This window comes from Arthrobacter dokdonellae, assembly GCF_003268655.1.
GTDB lineage: Bacteria > Actinomycetota > Actinomycetes > Actinomycetales > Micrococcaceae > Specibacter > Specibacter dokdonellae.
Genome location: NZ_CP029642.1, coordinates 4249106 through 4268440, shown reverse-complemented (window position 1 = coordinate 4268440; position 19335 = coordinate 4249106). Strand labels below are relative to the sequence as shown.

At 65.3% G+C, this 19335-nt stretch carries 23 protein-coding genes; 21 read left to right on the top strand and 2 right to left on the bottom strand.

The features are described 5' to 3' along the window. The first annotated feature begins 1 nt into the window (after position 1). The 18 genes from rplR to glmM all read left to right on the top strand — a co-directional run bounded on the left by rplR (position 2) and on the right by glmM (position 13453). A complete protein-coding gene (rplR, locus tag DMB86_RS19020) occupies positions 2-373 on the top strand; it encodes a 50S ribosomal protein L18 (protein WP_113719154.1) in 372 nt (123 codons plus the stop codon). A gap of 26 nt (positions 374-399) precedes the next feature. Beyond that, positions 400-1080 (top strand): 30S ribosomal protein S5, encoded by a 681-nt coding sequence (gene rpsE / locus DMB86_RS19015; RefSeq protein WP_171814568.1) that lies wholly within the window; start codon positions 400-402, stop codon positions 1078-1080. Then, positions 1080-1292: a 50S ribosomal protein L30 gene (gene rpmD / locus DMB86_RS19010; RefSeq protein ID WP_113719152.1), complete on the top strand. Its 213-nt coding sequence runs from the start codon at positions 1080-1082 to the stop codon at positions 1290-1292. Before rpsE ends, rpmD begins: the two co-directional genes overlap by 1 nt. A 2-nt stretch (positions 1293-1294) precedes the next feature. Continuing rightward, positions 1295-1774: a 50S ribosomal protein L15 gene (gene rplO / locus DMB86_RS19005; protein ID WP_113719151.1), complete on the top strand. Its 480-nt coding sequence runs from the start codon at positions 1295-1297 to the stop codon at positions 1772-1774. A gap of 223 nt (positions 1775-1997) precedes the next feature. Then, on the top strand, positions 1998-3323 hold the full coding sequence (gene secY / locus DMB86_RS19000; protein WP_113719150.1) for a preprotein translocase subunit SecY: 1326 nt from the start codon (positions 1998-2000) through the stop codon (positions 3321-3323). Positions 3324-3328: 5 nt separating this feature from the next. Continuing rightward, complete coding sequence (locus DMB86_RS18995) at positions 3329-3889, top strand: adenylate kinase (RefSeq protein ID WP_171814616.1); 561 nt, start codon at positions 3329-3331, stop codon at positions 3887-3889. Positions 3890-4000: 111 nt separating this feature from the next. After that, entirely contained in the window at positions 4001-4837 is an 837-nt protein-coding gene (gene map, locus DMB86_RS18990) for a type I methionyl aminopeptidase (RefSeq protein ID WP_113719148.1), read from the top strand. A gap of 376 nt (positions 4838-5213) precedes the next feature. After that, complete coding sequence (locus DMB86_RS18985; RefSeq protein ID WP_113719147.1) at positions 5214-6158, top strand: P1 family peptidase; 945 nt, start codon at positions 5214-5216, stop codon at positions 6156-6158. A 234-nt stretch (positions 6159-6392) separates the two neighbouring features. Continuing rightward, positions 6393-6614 (top strand): translation initiation factor IF-1, encoded by a 222-nt coding sequence (gene infA, locus DMB86_RS18980; protein WP_009358723.1) that lies wholly within the window; start codon positions 6393-6395, stop codon positions 6612-6614. Positions 6615-6643: 29 nt separating this feature from the next. After that, positions 6644-6757, top strand: coding sequence for a 50S ribosomal protein L36 (gene rpmJ, locus DMB86_RS18975; RefSeq protein WP_011775570.1), 114 nt, complete (start codon positions 6644-6646; stop codon positions 6755-6757). Positions 6758-6945: 188 nt separating this feature from the next. Continuing rightward, positions 6946-7323 carry a 30S ribosomal protein S13 gene (gene rpsM, locus DMB86_RS18970; protein ID WP_038464651.1) on the top strand — a complete coding sequence of 126 codons (378 nt, stop codon included), beginning with the start codon at positions 6946-6948 and terminating at the stop codon, positions 7321-7323. Positions 7324-7370: 47 nt separating this feature from the next. Further along, complete coding sequence (rpsK, locus tag DMB86_RS18965) at positions 7371-7772, top strand: 30S ribosomal protein S11 (RefSeq protein ID WP_054012279.1); 402 nt, start codon at positions 7371-7373, stop codon at positions 7770-7772. A 157-nt stretch (positions 7773-7929) separates the two neighbouring features. Then, on the top strand, positions 7930-8940 hold the full coding sequence (locus DMB86_RS18960) for a DNA-directed RNA polymerase subunit alpha (RefSeq protein ID WP_113719146.1): 1011 nt from the start codon (positions 7930-7932) through the stop codon (positions 8938-8940). 84 nt (positions 8941-9024) lie between these two features. Next, positions 9025-9696, top strand: a complete 672-nt coding sequence (rplQ, locus tag DMB86_RS18955) for a 50S ribosomal protein L17, sunset domain variant (protein ID WP_113719145.1) — start codon at positions 9025-9027, stop codon at positions 9694-9696. Between the two features lie 32 nt (positions 9697-9728). Continuing rightward, positions 9729-10634, top strand: a complete 906-nt coding sequence (locus tag DMB86_RS18950; RefSeq protein WP_113719708.1) for a tRNA pseudouridine synthase A — start codon at positions 9729-9731, stop codon at positions 10632-10634. A 226-nt stretch (positions 10635-10860) separates the two neighbouring features. Beyond that, positions 10861-11304, top strand: coding sequence for a 50S ribosomal protein L13 (gene rplM / locus DMB86_RS18945; protein ID WP_113719707.1), 444 nt, complete (start codon positions 10861-10863; stop codon positions 11302-11304). Between the two features lie 38 nt (positions 11305-11342). After that, positions 11343-11858 carry a 30S ribosomal protein S9 gene (rpsI, locus tag DMB86_RS18940; RefSeq protein ID WP_113719144.1) on the top strand — a complete coding sequence of 172 codons (516 nt, stop codon included), beginning with the start codon at positions 11343-11345 and terminating at the stop codon, positions 11856-11858. Between the two features lie 248 nt (positions 11859-12106). Beyond that, on the top strand, positions 12107-13453 hold the full coding sequence (gene glmM / locus DMB86_RS18935; RefSeq protein WP_113719143.1) for a phosphoglucosamine mutase: 1347 nt from the start codon (positions 12107-12109) through the stop codon (positions 13451-13453). A gap of 87 nt (positions 13454-13540) precedes the next feature. Here glmM and mscL read toward each other — a convergent pair whose 3' ends face one another. Both mscL and coaA read right to left on the bottom strand, forming a co-directional pair. Then, positions 13541-13933 carry a large conductance mechanosensitive channel protein MscL gene (gene mscL / locus DMB86_RS18930; RefSeq protein WP_113719706.1) on the bottom strand — a complete coding sequence of 131 codons (393 nt, stop codon included), beginning with the start codon at positions 13931-13933 and terminating at the stop codon, positions 13541-13543. Positions 13934-14203: 270 nt separating this feature from the next. Beyond that, on the bottom strand, positions 14204-15172 hold the full coding sequence (gene coaA / locus DMB86_RS18925) for a type I pantothenate kinase (protein WP_113719142.1): 969 nt from the start codon (positions 15170-15172) through the stop codon (positions 14204-14206). A gap of 141 nt (positions 15173-15313) precedes the next feature. Between coaA and glmS the strand changes: the two genes are divergently transcribed. From glmS to DMB86_RS18910, 3 genes are read left to right on the top strand one after another with little or no spacing between them, the layout of a single operon-like run. Next, the gene (glmS, locus tag DMB86_RS18920) at positions 15314-17218 is read left to right on the top strand and encodes a glutamine--fructose-6-phosphate transaminase (isomerizing) (RefSeq protein ID WP_113719141.1); all 1905 of its coding nucleotides are present in this window, start codon (positions 15314-15316) and stop codon (positions 17216-17218) included. Between the two features lie 42 nt (positions 17219-17260). After that, the gene (locus DMB86_RS18915; protein WP_113719140.1) at positions 17261-17608 is read left to right on the top strand and encodes a holo-ACP synthase; all 348 of its coding nucleotides are present in this window, start codon (positions 17261-17263) and stop codon (positions 17606-17608) included. Between the two features lies 1 nt (position 17609). Continuing rightward, positions 17610-19226, top strand: a complete 1617-nt coding sequence (locus tag DMB86_RS18910; protein ID WP_113719139.1) for a bifunctional ADP-dependent NAD(P)H-hydrate dehydratase/NAD(P)H-hydrate epimerase — start codon at positions 17610-17612, stop codon at positions 19224-19226. Positions 19227-19335: the final 109 nt, after the last annotated feature.

The window sequence follows — 19335 nt, the reverse complement described above, 5'->3', positions numbered from 1 at the left end:
CATGGCACTGTCCGTAAGAGGAAAGTCCAAGGCCGCAGCACGCGGCCGTCGCCACCTGCGCGTACGCAAGCGCATCAGTGGAACCACCGTGCGCCCGCGCCTGGTGGTCAACCGTTCTGCGCGCCACATCTTCGTGCAGGTCATCGACGACACCCAGGGCCTGACCCTGGTGTCCGCGTCGACCCTGGAGGCAGACATGCGCTCCTTCGACGGTGACAAGACCGCCAAGGCCAAGCGCGTTGGCGAGCTCGTCGCCGAGCGGGCCAAGGCTGCCGGCATTGACGCTGTGGTGTTCGACCGTGGCGGCAACCGCTACCACGGCCGCGTCGCAGCTGTCGCCGACGGTGCACGCGAAGGCGGTCTGGCACTGTGAGCGAAAACATTAACAAGGAGAACACTGTGTCAGAAGCAACTGCAGCTGACGGCGCGGCTGCCAAGACCGAGACCGCAGCAGCAACCGACGGCGGCCGTGGCCGCGGCGGTCGCGACGGAGGTCGTGGAGGCCGCGAAGGCGGTCGTGACGGTGGCCGTGGCCGCGGCCGCGACGGTGGCCGCGAGGCCGAGAAGAACCAGTTCATCGAACGCGTTGTCAACATCAACCGCGTTGCCAAGGTGGTCAAGGGCGGTCGCCGCTTCAGCTTCACCGCTCTCGTGATCGTTGGCGACGGCAACGGCCTGGTCGGCGTCGGCTACGGCAAGGCCAAGGAAGTTCCCGCGGCCATTGCCAAGGGCGTGGAGGAAGCCAAGAAGTCCTTCTTCCGCGTTCCGCTCATCGGCAAGACCGTCCCGCACCGCGTGCAGGGTGAGGCCGCTGCCGGCGTCGTCCTGCTGCGTCCGGCTGCCGCCGGTACCGGTGTGATCGCCGGTGGTCCGGTGCGCGCCGTGCTGGAATGCGTTGGCATCCACGATGTGCTGTCCAAGTCCCTCGGATCCTCGAACGCCATCAACATTGTTCACGCAACCGTTGATGCGCTCAAGCGCCTGGAAGACCCCAAGGCGGTTGCGGCCCGCCGCGGACTGCCCTTGGACGAGGTCGCCCCGGATGTGCTGTTGCGCAACATGCAAAAGGCAGGTCTGTAATGACTACACCGAAGAACGTTCAGCCTTCCGACGCGAAGCTGAAAATCACTCAGATCAGGGGCGTCATCGGCGTCAAGCAGAACCAGAAGGACTCCCTTCGCTCACTGGGCCTGAAGCACATCGGCGACTCTGTCGTTCGTACGGCTGACGCAGTGACCGCGGGCATGATCAACACGGTTCCGCACCTTGTCAAGGTTGAGGAGGCGAAGTAACAGTGGCTGAGAAGAACACTGCTGAAACTGCTGAAAAGCAGAATGCACTGAAGGTTCACCACCTGCGCCCGGCGCCCGGTGCCAAGACGGCAAAGACCCGTGTTGGCCGTGGTGAAGGATCCAAGGGTAAGACCGCAGGCCGCGGTACCAAGGGTACCAAGGCCCGCTACCAGGTAAAGGCCGGCTTTGCCGGCGGCCAGCTGCCGCTGCACATGCGCCTGCCCAAGCTGCGTGGCTTCAAGAACCCGTTCCGCGTTGAGTTCCAGGTTGTCAACCTGGACAAGCTGAACGAGCTCTTCCCCGACGGCGGCGTTGTCACCGTCGAGACCCTGGTAGAGAAGGGTGCGGTTCGCAAGAACCAGCCCGTGAAGGTGCTGGGCACCGGCGACATCACCGTCAAGGTTGACGTCACCGCTCACGCGTTCTCCACCAGCGCGGCGGAAAAGATCAGTGCTGCAGGTGGCTCGACCACCGAACTCTAAACAGTTCACTGTAATGCGCACATCTGGCGATTAGACTCCTGGTGGGCGGAGCTCATGTTCCGCCCCCGGGAGTCTTTTGCCTATGTGCCAAGAAGCTGCCGCCCAGCGCGGCGGCAGGCAACGGGTGGTGCCGCGCGTTTCAGTGCGAGCCAGATCACCCGCTAGAATCTTTCCTTGGGTTCACTTGCGAACCTTCACTTCTCTCTACACATCAGGAGGACGCTTGCTTACCGCATTTGGCCGCGCCTTTCGCACGCCTGATCTGCGACGCAAGTTGTTGTTCACGCTGGGAATCCTCGCCATCTTCCGCTTGGGTGCATTCATCCCCTCGCCCGGAGTTGACTACCGAAATGTCCAACAGTGCGTAAATTCCGCCAACACCAGCGAAGGTATTTACCAGCTCGTTAACCTGTTCAGCGGCGGCGCCCTGCTTCAGGTTTCGATCTTTGCGCTGGGCATCATGCCGTACATCACCGCGAGCATCATTGTTCAGCTCCTGCGCGTGGTCATTCCCCGTTTCCAGGAACTGCACCTGGAAGGCGCCCAGGGCCAGGGCCAGCTGACGCAGTACACGCGCTACCTGACCATCGCCCTTGGCCTGCTCAACGCCACCACGTTGGTGACGCTGGCACGCTCCGGCCAGTTGTTTGCCGGCTGCGGCGCGGCCGGCAGCGCAACCCCGTTGATCCCGGACGACAGCCTGGTGGTCGTCGGCCTGCTGATCCTGACCCTGACGGCCGGTTCGGGCCTGATCATGTGGATGGGCGAGCTCGTCACCGAAAAGGGCGTCGGCAACGGCATGTCCCTGCTGATCTTCGTGGCCATCGCCGCACGGTTCCCGACCGCCCTCGGCGCCATCCTGAAGACCCAGGGCTGGGGCACGTTCCTGATCGTCCTGCTCCTCGGGCTGGTTATCGTCGCACTGGTCGTGTTCGTGGAGCAGTCCCAGCGCCGCGTCCCCGTCCAATATGCAAAGCGCATGATCGGCCGGCGCACCATGGGCGGCACCAGCACCTACATCCCCATCAAGGTCAACATGGCCGGCGTCATCCCGGTCATCTTCGCCTCGTCGATGCTGTACCTGCCCTCGCTGCTGGCCCAGTTCGCCACACCCAAAAACAGTGCCAACATTCCGGGCTGGATTGAGTGGATTAATACCTACCTCACGCGTGGCGACCACCCGATCTACATGCTGATGTACTTCCTGTTGACCATCGGGTTTACGTACTTCTATGTCGCGATAACTTTCAACCCCGAAGAAGTCTCTGACAATATGAAGAAGTACGGCGGCTTCATTCCCGGTATTCGTGCCGGCAAGCCCACGCAGGACTACCTGCAGTACGTAATCTCACGCGTCACTCTGCCGGGATCGCTCTACCTGGGCATCATCGCCCTGATCCCACTCATCGCCCTCGTCCTGATTGGGGCAAACCAGAACTTCCCGTTCGGCGGCACCTCGCTGTTGATTGTTGTCGGTGTCGGGTTGGAGACGGTCAAGCAGATTGACGCACAGCTCCAACAGCGCCACTATGAAGGGTTATTGCGATGACAAGAATGCTGATCATTGGACCTCCCGGGTCAGGCAAAGGAACGCAGGCCGAACGCATCTGTGCCGAACTGGGCATCGTCGCCATTTCCACAGGCGACATCTTCCGTGCCAACGTCAAGGGTGAAACCCCGTTGGGCCTGGAAGCGAAGAAGTACATGGACAATGGCGACTTCGTGCCGGACAGCGTGACCAACCGGATGGTTCGTGACCGGCTCGCCCAGGATGACGTCAGTGACGGCTTCCTGCTGGACGGTTACCCCCGCACCACGGCCCAGGTCGACGAGCTCGACGACATCCTGGCCACGGCCGGCGTCGTGCTTGACGTCGTGGTCCAGCTGACGGCCGACGACGAGGAACTCGTCAAGCGCTTGTTGGGCCGGGCCCGGGATACCGGCCGCAGCGACGACAACGAAGCCGTCATCCGCCACCGACTGGACCTCTACCGGGAACAGACAGAAGTCGTGGTGGCGCGCTATGCGGAGCGCGGCATCCTGGCGAAGGTCGACGGCCTGGGCGGCATGGACGACGTCACGGACCGCATCATGGACGCCATCAAGAACATCTAGCTCAACCAGATTTGCCTCTCCCGCGTTCCCATGGACGCCCTGAAGGGGAGGAGGGCTCCTTTCCGTCGGCGGGAAGGAGCCCTCAAATTTTTCCAGCGAAGGGATCCAGCCATGGCATTCGGCCAGCAACGGATTGAGTACAAGACCATCGACCAGATGCGCATCATGCATCGCAGCGGACGCATACTCGACGACGCCCTTAACCAGGTGGTTGCCGCGGCCGCACCGGGCGTCACCACCGCCGCCCTGGACACCCTCTTTGCCGCCCTGCTCGACAAGGCCGGAGCCACGTCCAACTTCCTTGGCTACTACGACTACCCGGCGACCATCTGCACCTCCGTCAACGAGGTGGTGGTGCACGGCATCCCCGGCAAGAGGGTGCTCAAGGCCGGGGACGTGCTGTCCATCGACGGCGGCGCCATCGTCGAGGGCTGGCACTCGGACTCTGCCCGCACCGTGATTGTGGGCGGTGCGGCCGCGGAGGACCCCGAGGACCGGCGCCTGAGCGACGTCACCGAGGAAGGCATGTGGCGCGGCATCGCTGCCATGGCAACAGCCAAGTACGTCGGCGACATCGGCGACGCGATTGACGAGTACGTCACTTCGCAGCCGGGAAAACCGCTGGGGATCCTCGAGGACTATGTGGGCCACGGCATCGGTTCGGCCATGCACATGGCCCCGGACGTGCTCAACTACAGCTCGAAGCACCGAGGCCCCAAGCTCAAGCCGGGCATGTGCCTGGCCATTGAGCCCATGCTGGTGCGCGGCGGGCTGGAAACCAGGACGCTGGCCGATGACTGGACAGTTGTCACCGAGGACGCGGCCCGTGCCGCCCACTGGGAACATTCCGTGGCCGTCCATGCCAAGGGCATCTGGGTGCTGACGGCGGCCGACGGCGGTGCGGAACGGCTGGCGCCGTTGGGTGTCACGCCCGTGCCGCTGGGCTGACGGACGCCGCCGGCTCCGTGGCGCGGCGCTGCAGGCACCGTAAACGGCGGGAGGCCGGCACCCATCGTAGAAGGCTGCACAGGGGCATGCCCACCGGGGCGTTTGCGCACGCTATCGACGAAAGCCGGCCCGGCGGTTGCGCATCGTCTCCCGCCGACCATGTGGAAATCAATCATCCCGCCGCAATTGCACCCCAAAAGCCTGTCAAGTAACTCCGCGGTCCAGCTAGATCCGGCGGCAGCGAGCACCCCTGCCGGACACCTGCGGAGGAGGCCGATCCGCAGGGCTTCGCTGTGCCGCCGGACGGGCGCATATTTGGTGGTGGGACCTAGCATGGTCGAGAGGGCAACATCCGAATGCGCCGGGAGGACAAGACATGAGCAGGGGTTCCATCACGGACGTGCCCGGCATCCGGGTGGGCCACGCCCAGCGCCGCGGGGGCGGCTGGCTCACCGGCGTCACCGTTGTGCTGCCGCCGGCGGGCACCATCGGCTCCGTCGACGTCCGCGGCGGCGGCCCCGGCACGCACGAGACCGACGCGCTGGACCCGACCACCCTGGTCCCCACCGTCGACGGCGTAGTGCTGACCGGCGGAAGCGCCTACGGGCTGGCCGCTGCCGGCGGCGTGCAGCGCTGGTGCGAGGAAAACGGGCGGGGCTTCCCCGTGCCCGGCGGCGTGGTCCCCATCGTGCCCGCCGCGGCGATCTTTGACCTGGGCCGCGGCGGGGACTTTGCCGCACGGCCCGATGCGGCCATGGGGTATGAGGCGGCGCTGGACGCGGCGGGCTCGGCCGAGGGTTCCGCCGTCGAACGTGGGAACGCCGGGGCCGGGACGGGTGCCGCCATCGGTGCCGGGAGGTTCAAGGGCGGCGTCGGGACTGCGTCCGTCCGGCTGTCGGGAAAGAACAGCGGAGTGGTGGTGGGCGCCCTCGCCGTGGTCAACGCCGCCGGGGTGCCGTGGCACCCGGGTGCCGTCCCGCCGTCGTCCGGTGAGGGGCTTAACACGACCCTCGTGGTGGTGGCCGTGAACGCCGCCCTGAGCGTTGCGGAGGCAAAGCGGACGGCGACTGCCGCGCACGCCGGAATGGCCCGGGCGCTGAACCCCGTCCACACGCTGGCCGACGGCGACACAATCTTCACGCTGGCGACGGGGGCCGTTGTGCTGGCCGCCGATCCGCGGTCGCCCGCCGCGGCCATGATCGAGCTCCAAAGTGCCGCCGCAGAGGCGGTGCGGGTGGCGGTCCTCGACGGCGTGGCCGCCGCCGAGGAAGTGTCCACGGCAGGCGGGAGCTGGCCGGCCTTCCCGGCTGCGGGCGGCTAATATCACAAGCGGGGGACCCTGCCGCAATTTAACTTATTTGGCGCTTTGCCGTAGAGTTGGTTGTTGGTTGTCTGTGCCCGCTGTTCTTTGGGGCGCGCTGCGGAAGCCGGGCATCATGGCCGGGCCGTCCACCGTGAACTCAGACGAACAAATATTAGTAGTAAACCCAAAGTCGTCCCGTGTTGTGCCCATTCCGGGCGGAGCCGGGCCGGCGCAACAAAGTTAGCGGAGGATATGGCCAAGAAAGACGGGGTCATTGAGATCGAGGGCGTTGTGACTGAAGCGCTGCCCAATGCGATGTTTCGTGTTGAGCTGACGAACAAGCACATCGTTCTTGCCCATATCTCAGGAAAAATGCGCCAGCACTACATTCGTATCCTTCCTGAGGACCGAGTTGTGGTGGAGCTGAGCCCTTACGACCTCACCCGTGGTCGCATCGTCTACCGCTACAAATAACCACAACTGCAATCACGCAAAGGAATGCCATGAAGGTCAAGCCGAGCGTCAAGCAGATCTGCGACAAGTGCAAGGTGATTCGCCGTAACGGGCGTGTCATGGTGATCTGCGAGAACCCGCGCCACAAGCAGCGCCAGGGCTAATCCTTCCCTTTGGGAGGAAGCCGGGCAGCCGCTCACGCAAGTACATAAATAAGGCAGCACAAGTTGGACGAAGGCGAAAAATACTTTCGCAACCGGCCAACGGACCCCCGGTCGGAGGCCGGGGCCGCACTGGACAATAGTGCGGGTGTACTGTCTACGACCTCCGGTTTACACAAGGAGCAGCCACTATGGCACGTCTCGCTGGCGTAGACCTTCCCCGCGAAAAGCGGCTGGAAGTAGCGCTTACATACATCTACGGCGTGGGCAAGACCCGTGCTAAGAAAGTCCTGGCAGACACGGGGATCTCCCCGGACGTCCGCGTGAAGGACTTGTCCGACGCTGAACTCGTTCAGCTGCGTGACAACATCGAGGGTAACTACAAGGTTGAGGGTGACCTTCGCCGCGAGGTTGCAGCAGATATCCGCCGCAAGGTTGAGATCGGCAGCTACCAGGGCATCCGCCACCGCCGCGGCATGCCTGTGCACGGCCAGCGCACGAAGACCAACGCTCGCACCCGCAAGGGCCCGAAGCGCACCGTCGCAGGCAAGAAGAAGGCCGGCCGCTAAAAATAGCGCACGCCGACCCCTCAAAAAAACTTTCGTAGGAGAATAAAATGCCCCCAAAGACTCGTGGAGCGGTTCGTAAGCCGCGTCGCAAGGATAAAAAGAATATTGCGCTGGGCCAGGCGCACATCAAGAGCACCTTTAACAACACCATCGTGTCCATCACGGATCCGAACGGTGCCGTCATCTCGTGGGCTTCCGCCGGCGAGGTTGGCTTCAAGGGCTCGCGCAAGTCGACTCCGTACGCCGCACAGATGGCTGCTGAAGCAGCTGCCAAGCGCGCACAGGAGCACGGTCTGCGCAAGGTTGACGTTTTTGTCAAGGGTCCGGGCTCGGGCCGCGAAACGGCTATCCGTTCGCTGCAGGCTGCTGGTCTTGAGGTTGGCTCCATTCAGGATGTCACCCCCAGCGCCCACAACGGCTGCCGCCCGCCCAAGCGCCGCCGCGTCTAACGACACCGCCGCAGTGTGAGTTGGCCTTTCTCGACGGCCTTGGATTCAATCCAAGGCGTCCGGGGAGGGCCAACTCCGCCGCCGTTAAGTCGCCAGCCGCCTTTTCCACCACCTGTGTTGCGTCATATAGCGGATGCTCGCTGAAAGGAAACCCCCAGTGCTCATTGCACAGCGCCCCACCCTCTCTGAAGAAGTAGTCTCCGAAAACCGGTCCCGGTTTGTCATCGAACCGTTGGAGCCCGGCTTCGGCTACACCCTGGGAAACTCCCTCCGTCGGACCCTGTTGTCCTCCATCCCCGGCGCTGCTGTCACCAGCATCCGCATCGATGGCGTCCTGCACGAGTTCACCACGGTTCCTGGTGTGAAGGAAGATGTCACCGAGATCATCCTGAACATCAAGGGCCTCTCCGTTTCCTCGGAGCACGACGAGCCCGTCGTCGCCTACCTGCGCAAGCAGGGCCCCGGCGTCGTCACGGCCGCTGACATCGCCCCGCCTGCCGGTGTGGAATTCCACAACCCGGACATGCACATTGCCACGCTGAACTCGAAGGGGAAGTTCGAGCTCGAACTGACCATCGAGCGCGGCCGCGGCTATGTTTCGGCAGCCCAGAACAAGAGCCTGGATTCCGAGATCGGCCGCATCCCGGTTGACTCGATCTACTCTCCCGTCCTGAAGGTGACCTTCCGCGTGGAGGCCACCCGTGTTGAGCAGCGCACCGACTTTGACAAGCTGATTGTTGACGTTGAGACGAAGCAGGCCATCTCCCCGCGTGATGCCATCGCCTCCGCCGGCACCACGCTGGTTGAGCTGTTCGGCCTGGCCCGCGAGCTGAACACCGCCGCTGAAGGCATCGAGATCGGTCCGTCCCCGACGGACGCCGCACTCGCCGCCGACATGGCGCTGCCGATCGAGGACCTGGACCTGACGGTGCGTTCCTACAACTGCCTCAAGCGTGAGGGCATCCACTCCGTGGGTGAACTCGTTGCCCGCTCCGAGGCTGACCTGATGGACATCCGCAACTTTGGTGCGAAGTCCATCGACGAGGTCAAGGCAAAGCTGGTTGAACTGGGCCTCTCCCTGAAGGATTCCCCTCCAGGATTTGACCTCGCCGCCCGTGCGGCAGCCATTGACGAGAACGACGACGCATACAACGACGACGAACTCTAAGACGAACAACAATTCTTTAGCCGGCACCGCCAGCCACAACTGATGTGACTGGCCCGGTGCGGCTGGTACTTGAGGAGAAACACCATGCCAACACCCGCCAAGGGTCCCCGCCTCGGAGGCGGCGCGGCTCACGAGCGCCTGATGCTCGCGAACCTGTCCGCCGCCCTGTTTGAGCACAAGCGGATCACCACCACCCTGACCAAGGCCAAGCGCCTGAGCCCCTACGCCGAGCGGTTGGTCACTTTCGCCAAGCGTGGCGACCTGTCTTCACGCCGCCGCGTTCTCGGCCTGATCAGCGACAAGGGCATTGTCCACGAGCTGTTCACCGACATCGCCAAGGCTGTGGAAAACCGCGACGGCGGCTACACCCGCATCACGAAGATCGGCAACCGCAAGGGCGACAACGCCCCCATGGCCGTGATCGAACTGGTTCTGGAGCCGGTGAGCGCCAAGCAGGCCGTCGTGAAGGAAGCCACCACCGCTGCCGTCACGGCCGCCCCCGCCGAGGAAGCTGCCACCCCGGTTGAAGCTGCCGAAGCCAAGTACGCCGGCTCGCACGCGGCCACCGAGGACAACGAGGCCCCCGAGGGCTTCGAGGTCAAGGGCAACGAGGACTCCATGAAGTTCCACGTGCCTGGCTCGCGCTGGTACGACGCCACGGTGGCCGAGGTCTGGTTTGACTCTGCCGAGTCCGCCGCGGCTGCAGGCTTTGCACCCGCCGGCGGCGAGGCCGCCCAGGAAGTCGAAGCTGAGTAATCACGCTTCGGCGCCACGGTAGACTTGTGGCCATGAACCATCAGAAACCCGCCGTCCCCCATGTTGGGGGCGGCGGGTTTCGCCGTGTGCGCCTTGACCTGGCCTACGACGGCGGCCCGTTCAGCGGGTGGGCCATCCAGCCTGGGCGCCGCACCGTCCAGGGCGCGGTCGAGGACTCGTTGGCCATGCTCCTGCGGCGCCCGGTGCGCCTGACCGTGGCCGGGCGCACCGACGCGGGCGTGCACGCCCGCGGTCAGGTCGCCCACTTGGACGTTACGCCGCAGGAATGGGACGGGATCAGGCGCGGGCACGACGTCGAACCTGCGGACTCGTTCAAGCGCCGGCTCAACGGGGCTCTGGGCAGGGTGCTGGGGGACCTGCACGGGGCAGTGGAGGTCCTGTCGGCAGCGCCCGCGCCGGAGGGATTCGACGCGCGGTTTTCCGCCCTGTGGCGGCGCTACAGCTACCGGATCGCCGACGCGTCCACCCGGCGGGACCCCCTCCGGCGTGCGGTGACGCTCTGGCACAGGCACGACCTTGACGTGGACCTGATGAACCAGGCCGCACGGCCCCTGCTCGGGCTGCAGGACTTCAAGGCCTTCGCCAAGCCGCGCGTGGGGTCCACCACGGTCCGCACCCTGCAGCGGCTGGACTATGACCGCGGACCCGACGGTGTGATTAATGTCAACGTCCAGGCCGACGCCTTCTGCCACAACATGGTCCGTGCCCTGACCGGGGCGGCCCTGCGGGTGGGGGAGAGGCGTGAGGAGCCGGACTGGATGCACCGGCGCCTGCTGGCTGGCGTCAGGGACGCAAAGTCCGTCCTGGCGGCGCCGCACCCCCTGGTTTTGGAGGAAGTCCACTACCCTGACGATCCGTTTCTGCTGCAACGGGCCATCCTGACCCGGGCCCGGCGCGGGTCCCCGGCACCGCTTTGACCGGCGGGCACGATTAACGGTATCGTTGGTAGTCGTTGTGCGTGTCCTATCTCGATACCACGCGCCCGTTGGAGGTCCGGTTGCAGGACTGCCACCCAGCAGGCGCCATCGGGAAGTGTATGGATAACTGGTGTTAGAGCCCTCACCTCTGTTCCGGTAAACGCATAGATAGCAGGTGTCAACCATCTGTGACACCAACCAAGAACAAGAAACGAAGGCAAAAACCGTGCGTACGTATACCCCGAAGCCCGGCGATATCAACCGTCAGTGGCACATCATTGATGCCAACGACGTTGTCTTGGGCCGTCTTGCCAGCCAGACCGCAACACTGCTGCGTGGAAAGCACAAGCCGACCTTCGCTCCCCACATGGACATGGGCGATTTCGTCATCATCATCAACGCCGAGAAGGTTGCCCTGACCGGCGCCAAGCTCGAGCAGAAGCGTGCCTACCGCCACTCCGGCTACCCGGGCGGCCTGTCAAGCATGAACTATGCAGAACTGCTCGAATCCAACCCGGTCCGCGCAGTGGAAAAGGCCGTTTCCGGCATGCTCCCGAAGAACAAGCTGGGCGCAGCCCAGATCACCAAGCTGAAGGTCTACCGCGGTGCAGAGCACCCGCACGCCGCCCAGCAGCCCAAGACGTTCGAAATCACCCAGGTCGCCCAGTAGTCCTGGCCACCACCTAAATTTACATATCAAGGAGAATCGTGGCTCAGAACACTGAAGAGCTGAACACCGAAGCCGTTGCGGCTGAGGAAGAAGTTTTGACCAGCTACACCAGCGAAAGCGCACCTGCCGCCGACGCCGCACCCAAGAAGGAGCGCCCCGCGCTGACCGTTTCCGGTGCAGCCGTTGGCCGTCGTAAGCAGGCCATCGCCCGCGTGCGCGTTGTCCCCGGCACCGGCAAGTGGGTTGTGAACGGCCGCGAACTGGCCGACTACTTCCCGAACAAGCTGCACCAGCAGGAAGTCAACGACCCGTTCCGCATCCTCGACCTCGACGGTGCCTACGACGTCATTGCCCGCATCCACGGTGGCGGCCCGTCCGGCCAGGCCGGCGCGCTGCGTCTGGGCGTTGCCCGTTCACTGAACGAGATCGACCTCGAGAACAACCGTGCCATCCTGAAGAAGGCAGGCTTCCTGACTCGTGACGCACGCGTCATCGAGCGCAAGAAGGCCGGTCTCAAGAAGGCCCGCAAGGCCTCGCAGTACTCCAAGCGCTAATTTCGGCGTAGCCCTTAAGAGTCCCCGGTCGCCAAGCGACCGGGGATTTTTTTGGGTCCTGGCGCGGAAATTAGCGCTTGGCTCCACAAGCGCTAATTTCGGCGCAGCCCTTAAGAGTCCCCGGTCGCCAAGCGACCGGGGATTTTTGTGGGTCCCGGGGCAGAACTTCAAGCCTTGGGGATGGCGAGCGACGGGCTTGGACCCCGGCGTCGCCAGCTTTTGGGGCCGCATGATTTAGACTGAACGGGATGTCTAGATTATTTGGAACAGACGGTGTCCGCGGATTGGCCAATGGCCTGCTGACGGCAGAACTCGCGTTATCGTTGGCGCAGGCCGCCGCCGTGGTTCTTGGCCACGATCGAATGAGCGAGGGCAAGCGGCCGCGTGCGGTGCTGGCCCGGGACCCACGCGCCAGCGGTGAATTCATCGGCGCCGCGGTGGCGGCGGGACTGGCCAGCGCGGGCGTGGACGTCTATGACGCCGGCGTCCTGCCCACTCCGGCCACGGCATTCCTGATTGCAGACCTCGGGGCGGACTTCGGCGTCATGATCTCCGCCTCCCACAACCCGGCCCCGGACAACGGCATCAAGTTCTTTGCCCGTGGTGGCCAAAAGTTGGCCGACGCCGTCGAGGACGCCATCGAGGAACAGCTCCAGCATGATGCGTTCCGTCCCGTGGGGGTCGATGTTGGCCGTATCCAGCGCTTCTCAGACGCCGAGGACCGCTACATCGTCCATCTGCTGGGCACCATGCCGCACCGCCTGGACGGGCTGAAGATCGTCCTGGACTGCGCGAACGGTGCCGCCAGCGGCTGCTCGCCCCAGGTCTTCACCGATGCGGGGGCCGCTGTAACCGTCATCGGCGCCGACCCTGACGGGCTGAACATCAACGACGGCGTGGGCTCCACCCATCTGGAAAAGCTGCAGGAGATGGTTCTCTCCACCGGCGCCCACCTTGGCATTGCCCACGACGGGGACGCCGACCGCTGCCTGGCTGTTGACCATGAAGGCCACGTCATTGACGGCGACCAGATCATGGCCGTCCTGGCACTGGCCCAAAAGGAAGCCGGCCAACTCAAGGACAACGTCCTGGTGGCCACCGTCATGAGCAACCTCGGACTGAAGATCGCGCTCCGCGACGCGGGAATCACCATTCGTGAAACCGCCGTGGGCGACCGTTATGTTTTGGAGGAAATGCGCCGCGGCGACTATTCCTTGGGCGGCGAGCAGTCCGGGCATGTCATTTTCTCCGAGTTTGCCACGACCGGCGACGGACTCCTGACCGGTTTGCAGCTGGCTGCCCAAGTGGCCAAGACGGGCAAGCCGCTCAGGGACCTGGCCGGCGCCATGAAGAAGCTGCCCCAGGTCATGGTCAACGTCAAGGACGTGGACAAGTCGCGTGCGGCAATTGTTCCCGCGGTGAAGGCGGCCGTGGCCAAGGCCGAGGCCGAGCTGGGCGATACCGGCAGGGTGCTGCTGCGGCCCTCCGGCACCGAGCAGCTGGTGCGCGTCATGGTTGAGGCCGCCGACACGGCCACGGCGCAACGGATCTGCAACGAGCTGGTCGACGTGGTGCGGACCGAACTCTCGCTCTAGCGCGAAGCCCCTGAGCACCGATTCCACCTCTTAAGCAAATTGAGGGCGACAACTCCGATGGAGTTGCCGCCCTCAAACAACTGACGACTACAGCCTCGCGCGAAGCGAGTCGCGGATTTCGGTCAGAAGTTCAATCTGCGGATCAACGGGAGGCTCCTCCTCAACAATGCCCAGCTTTGCGTTGCGGCGGGCGATGATGTGGTTCATGGGTACGACGACCACAAAGTAGATGGCTGCGGCAACCAGGATGAAATTCACCAAGACGGTGAGGAACACGCCAAACAATATGTCATTGTGGTTGATGGTAACTTTGCCAAAACTGTCAAAGTTGGGAGACCCAACCAGAGCAGCAATAAGTGGCATGATGATGTTCTTTACGAGTGAGTTGACCACGGCCCCGAACGCGGCACCGATGACGACGGCGACGGCAAGGTCTACGACATTGCCCTTCATAATGAAATCTCTGAATCCCTTTATCATGTAACCAAAGTACCGCAAACACGGATCAGGCCAGACGGATATGACAAATTGGATTCCGAGCGTGTCGGCTGCCGGACGGGAGCCACTTAATAGCCCGGTGCACTGGGCAGGCCCACATACTGTTCCAACGTCGTGACGCCGCGCTTTTTTATATCCAAGGCGGTGGCAATTCCCGCATGGCGCAGGGCCGTGGCCCGGCCAGATATCCTGTGATTCCTTCCAGGCCCAGCTGGTACCTGGTCATGAAGCCGTCATCGGCGGCGCCGGCAGCTACACCTTCCTCAGCAGCATCCGACGGATGGAGTGGTCGGAATCCTTGGTCAGCACCAGCTGCGCGCGGCCCCGGGTGGGGAGCACATTTTGCAGCAGGTTGGGCTCGTTGATGCTCTTCCAGATGCTGGTGGCGGTGGCGACCGCCTCGGCGTCGGACAGGCCCGCGTACCGGCGGAAATATGATTCCGGGTTGGAGAATGCTCCGCTGCGGAGGGAGCGGAAGCGGTCGATGTACCACTGTTCGATGTATTGCGTCTTTGCATCCACGTAGATGGAGAAGTCAAAGAAGTCGCTGACGGCCAGGCCGGAGCGCCCGTCAGGACGGGGCCGGGCGGCAGCCAGGACGTTCAGGCCCTCGACAATGAGCACGTCCGGGCGGTGGACCACCACCTCACGGCCGGGCATGATGTCGTAGGTCAGGTGCGAGTACATGGGGGCGCGGACTTCCTCCGCGCCGCTCTTGACGGCGCTGACAAAGCGGAGCAGCGAGCGGCGGTCGTAGGACTCGGGGAAGCCCTTGCGCGCCATCAGCCCGCGGCGCTCCAGTTCGGCGTTGGGGTAGAGGAAGCCGTCCGTCGTCACCAGTTCCACGTTGGGAGTGTCCGGCCACCGGCGCAGCATCTCGCGAAGCACGCGGGCCGTGGTGGACTTGCCCACCGCCACCGATCCCGCCACGCCAATGACAAACGGGGTGCGGTTGCCGCGTTCGCCCAAAAAGGTGGTGGTGGCACTGTGCAGGTGCCCGGCCGCGCCCACATACAGATTCAGGAGCCGGGACAGCGGCAGGTAGACGTCGCGAATCTCACGCATGTCGAGCTGGTCACCCAGGCCGCGGATGCGGGCCAGGTCCTCTTCGTTGAGTGGCTGCTCAATTTTGTTGGCAAGCCGCGACCACGTCTGGCGGTCCAGTTCCACGAAGGGGGAGGCGCCGTCGCCGTTGCTGGACTCGGATTTTTGCGATGTCACCTTGTTGATTCTGCCTTGTTTGTGGTGCAGCGCGAAATGTGTCCGTTCCTGCTGCCGCCGGCCAATGGCGCCGGTTCGGCGCCCCTCACGGCCTTGACGTAGGACGTTCTACAAATTGCCCAGCGATTATGATTGGTTTTCATGTGTGGAATTGTGGGTTACGCCGGAACTGCCCCGGCCAATGGAATGTCGACCGCCTCCGGGCACCAGGCCCTGGACGTGCTCATGGAGGGCCTGCGCCGCCTGGAATACCGCGGCTATGACTCGGCCGGCGTCGCGGTGGTGGCCGACGGCGGCATTGCCATGCGCAAGAAGGCCGGGAAGCTGGCGAACCTGACCGCAGAGCTCGCCGGGCGCCCGCTGCCGGACTCCATGACGGGAATCGGCCACACCCGGTGGGCAACCCACGGCGGTCCCACTGACAAGAACGCGCACCCGCATGTGGTGGGCGGGGGAAAGCTCGCCGTCATCCACAACGGCATCATCGAGAATTACGCGCCCCTGAAGGCCGAACTGCTCCAGCAGGGCCACACCTTCATCTCCGACACCGACACCGAGGTGGCGGCCGTGCTGCTGGGCGAGATCTACGCCTCGTTGCCCACGGGCGGGCCGGCCGACGGCGCCCGCCTGACCCGGGCCATGCAGCTTGCCGCCCAGCGACTGGAAGGCGCGTTCACCCTCCTGGCCGCCCACGCCGACCACCCGGGCACCGTGGTGGCCTCACGCCGGAACTCACCCCTCGTGGTCGGCCTGGGCGAGGGCGAGAACTTCCTCGGCTCGGACGTGTCCGGCTTCATCGACTACACGCGGCGCGCCGTCGAACTTGGACAGGACCAGGTGGTCACCATCACGGCGGATTCGGTGGACATCACCGACTTCCTTGGCGCACCTGCCGAGGGCCGGGAGTACCTGGTTGACTGGGACGCGGCCGCGGCCGAGAAGGACGGGTTCCCGTCCTTCATGGAGAAGGAAATCCACGACCAGCCCGAGGCGGTGGCGCAGACCCTGCTGGGGCGCTCGGACATCGACGGCAAGCTGACGCTGGACGAAATGCGCATAGACGCCGCAGTCCTCAAGTCCGTCAACAAGATCATCGTGCTCGCCTGCGGCACCTCCGCCTACGCCGGCCAAGTCGCCAAGTACGCCATTGAGCACTGGTGCCGGATTCCCACCGAGGTCGAGCTCTCGCATGAATTCCGCTACCGCGACCCGATCGTCGATGACAGGACGCTGATCGTCTCCCTGTCCCAGTCCGGCGAAACCATGGACACCCTCATGGCCGTCCGGTACGCGCGCGAACAAGGCGCCAAGACCATCGCCATTTGCAACACCAACGGCTCCACCATCCCGCGCGAGTCGGACGCCGTGCTGTACACGCATGCCGGACCGGAGATCGCGGTGGCGTCCACCAAGGCGTTCCTCGCCCAGATCACGGCCGCCTACCTTCTGGGCCTTTATCTGGCACAGCTGCGCGGAAACCTATTCCAGGGCCAGATCAAGGACGTGCTGGCCGATCTGGCCAAGGTACCCGCCAAGATCACCCGGATCCTGGAGAACGACCAGCAGATCAAGGACCTGGCCCGCAGCATGGCCGACGCCCGCTCCGTGCTGTTCCTGGGCCGCCACGTCGGCTTCCCCGTGGCCATGGAAGGCGCGCTCAAGCTCAAGGAACTCGCCTACATCCACGCGGAGGGGTTTGCCGCCGGCGAACTCAAGCACGGCCCCATCGCCCTGATCGAAGAAGGCCAGCCCGTCATTGTGGTGGTCCCCTCCCCGCGCGGCCGCGACTCCCTGCACGCCAAAGTGGTCTCCAACATCCAGGAGGTGCGCGCCCGCGGCGCCAACACGATCGTCATTGCGGAGGAGGGCGACGAATCGGTGCGCGCGCATGCCGAGCACGTCTTTTACATTCCCGAGACCACCACGCTGCTGGCGCCCCTGCTGGCCACGGTGCCGCTGCAGATCTTCGCGTGCGAACTGGCCACGGCGAAGGGCTATGACGTGGACCAGCCGCGCAACCTGGCAAAGTCCGTCACCGTCGAGTAATTCAAGACCGGATGGCACTCGCGGTGCGGCTAGGCTGGTGCCATGATTATTGGCATTGGTGTGGACGTCGTTGACATTGAACGCTTTGGCCGGCAGCTGGAACGTACTCCCGGACTGCGGGACAGGCTGTTTGTTCCCGCCGAGCGCGGGCTGAACACGCAGTCGCTCGCCGCGCGCTTCGCCGCCAAGGAGTCGGTGGCCAAGGCGCTGGGCGCGCCGGCCGGCATGAACTGGCAGGACTGCTGGATCGGCCTGGACGAGCACGGCCCCACCATCAACGTCAAGGACACCGTGGCGGCCGTTGCCAAGGCCAAGGGCATCAAGCGCTGGCACCTGTCCATGAGCCACGACGGCGGCATCTCCACGGCCATGGTCATCGCCGAGGGCTGACGTGCTGCGTGCCTACACCGCCGCGGCAATCCGGGCCGCGGAACAACCGCTGCTCGACGCCGGCCGCGGGGCCGAACTCATGCAGCGCGCCGCGCACGGCCTGGCCATGGGCGTGGTTTCCGTCCTGCGGGGCCGCGGCCGGGGTGTGTATGGCTCCCACGTGGCGCTGCTCATCGGTTCGGGCAACAACGGGGGAGACGCACTGTTTGCGGGAGCCTGGCTGGCCTCCCACGGCGCCCGGACGACGGCGCTGCTCACCAGTGCGCGCCCCCATGCGCAGGCTCTGGCCGCCTTCGCGAAGGCGGGCGGCCGGGTCCAGTCCGCACCTGGGGACAGCGAGACGTTTTGTGTTTCCGCAGCACGCGCCGACGTCATTGTGGACGGACTGCTGGGCACCGGCGGGCATGGCGGCCTGCGGGAACCCTCGGCGTCGGTTGTAGCGCGACTGTGCGAAATAACGGGCTGCGGCTCCACTGCAGACGGGGGCCGCGTGCCACGCCGCGGCACCGGAACGGATGCTGGATCCGCAACACCAAGCGGCGCCACCGCAAAACCCGGTCCCGCCGTGGTGGCGTGCGACCTGCCCAGCGGCGTTGACGCCACCACGGGGGAGGTCCACCGGCCGGTTCTCGCGGCCAACCTCACGGTGACCTTTGGCGCCGCCAAGACCGGGCTTCTCGCAGCGCCCGGAGAGCAGCTGAGCGGCGACGTGGACGTCGTCGGGCTGGGCCTTGAGGAAGGGCTGGGGGAGCCGGACCTGCTCCGCCTGGAGCCGGCGGAGCTGGCCGCCCTGCTGCCCACGCCGGGCGCGGCCGACCAGAAGTACACGCGGGGCGTAGCGGGGATCGTGGCCGGCTCCGCGCAGTATCCGGGGGCCGCGCTGCTGGCCGTCGCTGCGGCCTCGGCCTGCGGGCCCGGCATGGTGCGGTACTTGGGCGCGCCCGCCGTGTCGGCGGCGCTGCATGTGCGCAACCCGGAGGCGGTCTGCTCCGAGGACGACCCGGACGACGTGCGCGTGCAGGCATGGCTCGCCGGTCCGGGAATCAACGGGGACGACGCGCAGCTGGTGCGGGCACGCCGGGCGCTGGCGTCCGGCCTGCCCACGGCGGTCGACGCCGGGGCCCTGGAACTGGTGGGCCGGGCCGGGACCGCTGACCACTCGCATCTGGTCCTGACCCCGCACGCCGGCGAACTGGCCGCGCTCCTGACACGGCTGGGTCGGGGGACGGACCGGGCGGACGTGGAGGCGTCTCCGCTCCAGGCGGCCCGGAAGGCCGCCGCGCTGACCGGCGCCACGGTCCTGTTGAAGGGACCGACCACCTTCGTCGCGGCGCCCGGCGGCCGCACTTACGCGCAGGGCGACGGAACGCCGTCGTTGGCCACGGCAGGCAGCGGTGACACCTTGGGCGGCATTCTGGTGGCACTGCTGGCCATGACCACAGGCCGCGCGCAGGCGGCCGGCGTGGATCCCCGCGACACCCTGGCCGAGACCGCCGCGCTCGCGGCCGCCCTCCATGGCAGACTGGGCCGGGACGCCGCCGGGGCGCCGCTGAACGCGGGCATGCTTGCAGGGCGCATCCCGGCTGTCTGGGGCGCAATGAGCGGCACGGGCGGGTGAACCGCGCACCGCACCATCCAACACGTCGCGCCGGGGCGGACGGCGGCCCACGCCGCTGACGCCCGGGGGAGCTCCCGCCGTCGTCCGTGCCCGGCGGGTGGGTCTGGGA

What these genes read in the sequence shown, in the direction of transcription:
- infA (WP_009358723.1), top strand. Translation starts at nt 6,393, where the DNA reads ATGGCCAAGAAAGACGGGGTCATTGAGATCGAGGGCGTTGTGACTGAA.
- map (WP_113719148.1), top strand. Translation starts at nt 4,001, where the DNA reads ATGGCATTCGGCCAGCAACGGATTGAGTACAAGACCATCGACCAGATG.
- rpmD (WP_113719152.1), top strand. Translation starts at nt 1,080, where the DNA reads ATGACTACACCGAAGAACGTTCAGCCTTCCGACGCGAAGCTGAAAATC.
- DMB86_RS18995 (WP_171814616.1), top strand. Translation starts at nt 3,329, where the DNA reads ATGCTGATCATTGGACCTCCCGGGTCAGGCAAAGGAACGCAGGCCGAA.
- rpsM (WP_038464651.1), top strand. Translation starts at nt 6,946, where the DNA reads ATGGCACGTCTCGCTGGCGTAGACCTTCCCCGCGAAAAGCGGCTGGAA.
- rplQ (WP_113719145.1), top strand. Translation starts at nt 9,025, where the DNA reads ATGCCAACACCCGCCAAGGGTCCCCGCCTCGGAGGCGGCGCGGCTCAC.
- DMB86_RS18985 (WP_113719147.1), top strand. Translation starts at nt 5,214, where the DNA reads ATGAGCAGGGGTTCCATCACGGACGTGCCCGGCATCCGGGTGGGCCAC.
- glmM (WP_113719143.1), top strand. Translation starts at nt 12,107, where the DNA reads ATGTCTAGATTATTTGGAACAGACGGTGTCCGCGGATTGGCCAATGGC.
- rpmJ (WP_011775570.1), top strand. Translation starts at nt 6,644, where the DNA reads ATGAAGGTCAAGCCGAGCGTCAAGCAGATCTGCGACAAGTGCAAGGTG.
- DMB86_RS18950 (WP_113719708.1), top strand. Translation starts at nt 9,729, where the DNA reads ATGAACCATCAGAAACCCGCCGTCCCCCATGTTGGGGGCGGCGGGTTT.
- rpsK (WP_054012279.1), top strand. Translation starts at nt 7,371, where the DNA reads ATGCCCCCAAAGACTCGTGGAGCGGTTCGTAAGCCGCGTCGCAAGGAT.
- rplR (WP_113719154.1), top strand. Translation starts at nt 2, where the DNA reads ATGGCACTGTCCGTAAGAGGAAAGTCCAAGGCCGCAGCACGCGGCCGT.
- DMB86_RS18915 (WP_113719140.1), top strand. Translation starts at nt 17,261, where the DNA reads ATGATTATTGGCATTGGTGTGGACGTCGTTGACATTGAACGCTTTGGC.
- mscL (WP_113719706.1), bottom strand. Translation starts at nt 13,933, where the DNA reads ATGATAAAGGGATTCAGAGATTTCATTATGAAGGGCAATGTCGTAGAC.
- glmS (WP_113719141.1), top strand. Translation starts at nt 15,314, where the DNA reads ATGTGTGGAATTGTGGGTTACGCCGGAACTGCCCCGGCCAATGGAATG.